Here is a 5,721-nt window from a genome sequence, read left to right as displayed (position 1 = left end):
TAGGTACAACGCCCGTCTCTAAGATACAAAGAAGCAATTCATCTTGAGCAAGTACATCGATGTCTAGTGCGGCTTCAGGATTTGTTAGATCATATTTATGCGTGACTAACTGCCCAGCGAACTCAATCAAACGACGCGTATCGATATCTTCTAGACGAAGCAGGTAATTAAGAAGCAGCTCTAACTCAATGGTGTAGGTATCGCATTGAAGGTTCTCGATGCACTCTGTTATTTGGTGATGAATTTCTGTGCTTGTATGGCCATGTGCCAAGATACTGCGGTAGTGCAAGAAAGCAGCATCATATTGTTTGGTTTCGAGTAAACAGAATGCGATACCGGTAAATCCAGGCATAGAGCTTGGCTCAAGATCGAGCACTTTATTGAATAAGGCTTGCGCTTGTGAATAGTTGCCTAGGAGTGCTTGGGCATTCGCATTGTTTAGCAGGTAATTCGCATTGCTTGGCTCAAGCATGCCGGCGCGCTGAAAGTATTCATTCGCCAGCTCTGTTAAGTCCAAATCAAAGCTAATCCGACCGGCAAGGTTTAAAGTTGCCGCTCCTGGAATGTCTTGCTCGATTACTTGTTCGATCTGGACTAGTAGTTGATTCAGTGCGGTTGTGCGTATCGCATCGCTAGAACTAAGTGCGGCATTTATCGTATTGTAGTCTTGGTTGATCTGTATGACTCGTCGAGCTAGATCTGCCGCTTCAGTGGGTGAGAGGCGGGTGCTTTGATGGACTGTGATTGAGCCTTCTTGTGGAAGCATGAGGTAAACCTTTTCCGCTAATGCTGGTAAATAAGTGATTTGTTTCGTTATTACGTTAAGTAGCGAATGACGTGCCAAATATGATTTTGATTCAAAAAATAATTTACTAAGTTATTGAATAAAAACAAAAAAGCCGGCATGTAGCCGGCTTCAAGAGATGTGAGCTTAGCTTACTGAAGAAGCTGCAACACACTTTCAGGCTGTGCATTGGCCTGAGTCAGAATTGATAGGCCGGCCTGCTGAAGAACCTGCGTTCGCGATAGCTCTGCAGTTTCTGCTGCGAAGTCCGCGTCTTTAATTCGAGAGTTCGAAGCAGACAGGTTTTCGGCTGCAATTTGTTGATTTTGAATCGTGGACTCAAACCTGTTTTGAATCGCACCTAAGTTCGCACGCTGCAGGTTGATGGTATTTAATGCGTTATCAACAGCATCAAGTGCTGCGATTGCGCCGGCAACCGTAGAGACGTCAATGTCTTTAACAAGAATGCCATCTTCTGCGCCACCATATTCGCCAACTTCGAATCCTGAGTTGCCGATGTTGCCGGTGAGCGTTTCAAGCGTGATCTTACCTGATGATTCAAGTGAGATTGTACCGCGCGTTTCCGTACCAGTTGCTGGAAGACCCAAGTTAGCGAAACTCGCTGTAACAGCACCGGTGTAGTTGTCGAGTACCATGTTTCGACCATCTTCAGCGATGAGTCGGTAAGTTGAACCAAATGCTTCAGCGCGAACGCCGCTCTGACCAGCTTTGTTGTTGATCGCAGTGATTGTTGCGTTCTGGATATCGGTCGTCGTTGCCGTAGCACTCACAGAAATATCAATGCTCACGTCATTAATATCGAAAGTACCCGTAATCGCAGTACCAGTGGCCAATCCTCCGCCATTTAATATGTTAGCGTTGACCTTTGCCACAACGCCGGTTTGCTCGCTAACTCGATTAATAGCTTCTGCTTTCGCGATAGCACTTTGATCAGAGTTGGCAGTAGACGCCGTGTCAAATGTTGTGAGAGTAGGGCCAACTGGAACGCCATTTATAACAATGTCGCCAGATGCAAGTGCTGCACCTGGGGATGGCGCGCTTACAACACCAGAGTTGTTGCCACTATACGTTCCAACAGCTAAACCAGCGTTCCCAATACCGCCTGTTGTGGTATCGACACTAATTGGAGAGCCGTCGTCTGACACTAGCGTAAATGAGCCAGTGTATGTTGCGGCTGCCGCAAGGCCGATCGCGCTTGCCGTTGCAGTACCATCCGCCAAGACAACGTTTCGACCATCTTCCGCTCGTAACTGAATGCCTTCTGTTGGATTGCCGTTAAAGATAGCTTCGACACCAGTTTGTCCAGTGAAGTTATTAATCGTTTCGGCGACAGATGTTAGGTTTACTGTTTCACTAAGGTTGGCACGTGTTTCAACGTCAATGGTAATACCATTGATAACAATATTTCCTGTCACGTTAGCGGAGGTGAAAGAGTTACCGTCTACAAATGTACCTTGAATCGAGGCTGATACACCCGTTTGCTCAGAGACAGAGTTAATTGCGGCTGCTTTTGCTATTGCAGATAAATCGTTGTTAGAGCTGGAAAATGCGTCGTCAACGCCTGATGATGCACCAATAGCTATGCCGTTGATGACGAGATCACCTGCTGCGAGGGCAGCTACAGGCGGCGTTGAAGCGGTGCTGCCCGGCGAGGATGAAATGCCATCAGTAGGTGAAACACCTAGCTGAGTAACGTCTGTACCTTCAATACCGAAGCTTACATCTTCACCTTCATTTGCGCCGATTTGGAATGTAACATCTGTGAAGGATCCGTCTAGTAACTTGGTGCCGTTAAAGGTTGTTTGATCAGCAACACGTTCGATCTCAGTAATAAGCTGCTGAACTTCTTCATTCAAAGCTTCACGGTCTTGCTTGCTGTTCGTTGCGTTAGAGGCTTGTAGTGCCAAATCACGGATACGAAGTAGGTTGTCAGTCATCGAGCCGAGCGCGCCTTCAGCAACCTGAGCGAGTGACACTCCGTCACTGGCGTTTCTTATCGCGACTTTTAAGCCTTGGACTTGCGCGCTGAAGCGGGTAGAGATTGCAAGACCTGCTGCATCATCTTTTGCGCTGTTAATACGCAAGCCTGAAGACAAGCGTTGCAGGGCTGTTTGGTTTTCGCTCTGAGACTTATCTAGGTTTCTTTGCGCGTTGATAGACGCAAGATTGGTATTAATTATTTGTGGCATGGTCTTCCCCTTCAGCCATACGTGCGTGCAAATTCAAAAAATATTTTGGCGTTTTTGTAAAGAATCGCCGATTGATTGCTATCCAGCGAATTCTGTGCCATGTTTGATTTTTGCTTTTATTAAACTATATAAATCAATAACTTACAGGGTTTTTCGTTTGAGGTTTTAATATGGATGGGTTTTGATATGCCAAAAATCGGACACCGCTTGCCGCTTTTATTACAGACCTTAACACTCCGTAACAATATAGTTGCCGTTTCTTTTAAAGTTTATTTCCCGAGTGCCGTTAAGTACTGCAACGAGTTCGACTTACAAGACATAGTTCTGTTGGTCAGAACTATGGTGTCGAACAGCAGATTGCTCAATTCAGGAGAGACGATATGCCACAAATAATTAATACTAACATCGCATCCTTAAACGCTCAGCGTAACTTGGATAGCTCTCAGTCAGCACAGGAAACAGCGTTGCAGCGTTTGTCTTCTGGTCTTCGTATTAACAGTGCAAAAGATGATGCAGCCGGTATCGCGATTGCTAACCGTATTGACGCTCAGGTTCGTGGTTTGAGCGTAGCATCACGAAATGCGGGTGACGGTGTCTCGCTTGCACAGATCGCTGAAGGTTCTATTGAATCGATTTCTACAAGTTTGCAGCGTTTACGTGAGCTTTCGGTTCAGTCTTCGAACGCTTCGAACGGTGATTCAGAGCGAGTTGCTTTGAATCAAGAAGCGCAGCAGTTGATTTCAGAAATTGAGCGAACTGCAGGTTCTGCAACATTTAACGGCGTAAATCTGCTAGACGGTTCTTTCCAAGGCAAATCTTTCCAAGTTGGAGCTAATGTTGGCGATGAGGTAACGGTTAGCCTAGGGTCTGTTGACACATCTTCACTTGGTTCAGCAGCCTCTTCTGGTGTGTCTAGTAACTCTAGCAAGGCAGCGATCGCAGCGAACGCCACAGGTGCCGCCCTTCGTGAGCTTGTTGCCGGCGATTTGGTAATTAATGGAGTATCAGTTGGTGCATCATCTGGTGGTTCTGACACAGCATCAGCACTACTTAAGAGCTCAAGTGCAATTTCAAAAGCTGCTGCAATTAATGCAGTAAGTGACCAGACTGGTGTTGTAGCAACGGCGAATGCTAACACAGTAGAAGGTACTTCAGTAACGTCTGCAGCTGGTACTACTGCGGGCACGCGTGTTGTAACTATCAATGGTGTTCAGCTGTCCTTGGTTGTTGCGGCGTCAGGTGCGGGCAACGCTACAGCTACTCAAACAGAACTTGGTAAAGTAGCTGATCAAATTAATTCTCGCCAAGACGCAACCGGCGTTACCGCAGCTGTCGTTGAAACTGACGACGGTTTCCGCGTTGACTTGACGGCTGAAGATGGTCGAAACATCTCGTTATTAGATGGTACTGCTGGTGACGCTGCTGCTGCAGGTTTACGTGCGGGTGCTGCAACCAACGCAAACGTCTACGTTGGTAATGTTACTTTATCAAGCACTGATGGCTCGGATATCACTCTTAGTTCAACAACAGGCAATATCGATAATGCCGGTTTTGAAACTGGTACATTCTCTGGTAACACTGCTTCAGTAGTTGGTGATAACTCTTCAGATGCCAGCCGTGCTGCGTTGGTTTCCGGTGACCTAACTATCAACGGTGCTAACGTTGGCGCTACCTTGGCAAGTGACGATACAGCTTCTACTGGTAGTCAGTCTGCTAGTGGTATCGCTTTAGCTGCAGCTATCAACCGCATTTCTGATACAACAGGTGTTTCAGCAACGGCTAACCAAAATACGGTCAACTCTGCTGCAGTATCGGCCGGTGCAGTCGCAGGTCTTACGATCAATGGCGCAACAATTAACGCTGGTGCGGGCAGCTCTGTAAGTGAACAGGTTACTAATGTCGTTGAAGCGATCAACCAAGCCTCTGGTCAAACAGGTGTTCGTGCTGAGGTTCTCGATGGGGACCAGTTAACTCTTGTTGCTGATGACGGTCGCAACATTGTTGTTGCTGGTACGGTAACAAACACTGGTCTTACAGCTGATACTTATGTAGCTGGTGTAACTTTAACTGGTGGTGGCGAAATTAACCTAGGTAGTGAAACTGGTGACATCGAACGTTCTGGTCTGAACATTGGCTCTTACGGTGCGACAGAATCTGGTACGCTCCTTAAAGATGTGGATATTTCTACAGCTGACGGTGCTAAAGCAGCGATTGCCGCAGTGGATAATGCAATTAACACTGTGAACGCAGAGCGGGCGAAACTTGGTTCGATTCAGACGCGTTTTGAAAACGTTATCTCTGCTAACGCGATTGCAATTGAAAACTTCTCTGCATCATCAAGCCGAATTAAAGATGCGGATTTCGCAGCAGAAACGGCTGCGCTTTCAAGAGCGCAGGTTCTTCAGCAGGCCGGTATTTCAGTATTGGCTCAGGCTAATGCTCGACCTCAGCAGGTTCTTTCACTTCTTCAGTAATAAGAAGCTAAGAACTTTTTGATCTTAGTGGCAGAAATCATAGCGCCACTAAGGTTAAACTTAAGCTAAGGATAAGGGTGCAATTATGAATGACGTTAAACTCGTAAACACTGAGTTCGCTTTGAGGCAGGGAGCTTCAGAGGTAACGCTTCCTGCAGAAACGACTGCAGGGGATTCAGCACCAAATCGTCAAGCAGATGAGATCGCTTCTGAACTTACTGATGTTGCCGAGCAGGGTGCAGAGCAAGTAGAG

The 5,721-nt window shown here is 46.7% G+C and carries 3 protein-coding genes; 1 reads left to right on the top strand and 2 read right to left on the bottom strand.

Annotated features, from left to right (window positions below):
• Together A3762_RS23770 and A3762_RS23765 are read right to left on the bottom strand one after the other, a co-directional pair.
• Positions 1 to 766 (bottom strand): hypothetical protein (locus tag A3762_RS23770; RefSeq protein ID WP_156493707.1); only part of this gene is annotated, 766 nt, incomplete at its 3' end.
• Positions 767 to 936: 170 nt separating this feature from the next.
• The gene (locus tag A3762_RS23765; protein ID WP_068757967.1) at positions 937 to 2,994 is read right to left on the bottom strand and encodes a flagellin; all 2,058 of its coding nucleotides are present in this window, start codon (positions 2,992 to 2,994) and stop codon (positions 937 to 939) included.
• Positions 2,995 to 3,374: 380 nt separating this feature from the next.
• Between A3762_RS23765 and A3762_RS23760 the strand changes: the two genes are divergently transcribed.
• Positions 3,375 to 5,468 (top strand): flagellin, encoded by a 2,094-nt coding sequence (locus A3762_RS23760; protein ID WP_068757965.1) that lies wholly within the window; start codon positions 3,375 to 3,377, stop codon positions 5,466 to 5,468.
• Positions 5,469 to 5,721: the final 253 nt, after the last annotated feature.

It is taken from the genome of Oleiphilus sp. HI0125 (assembly GCF_001635355.1).
The sequence above is the reverse complement of the archived record's forward strand: the minus strand, read 5'-3'. Positions and strand labels throughout refer to the sequence as shown.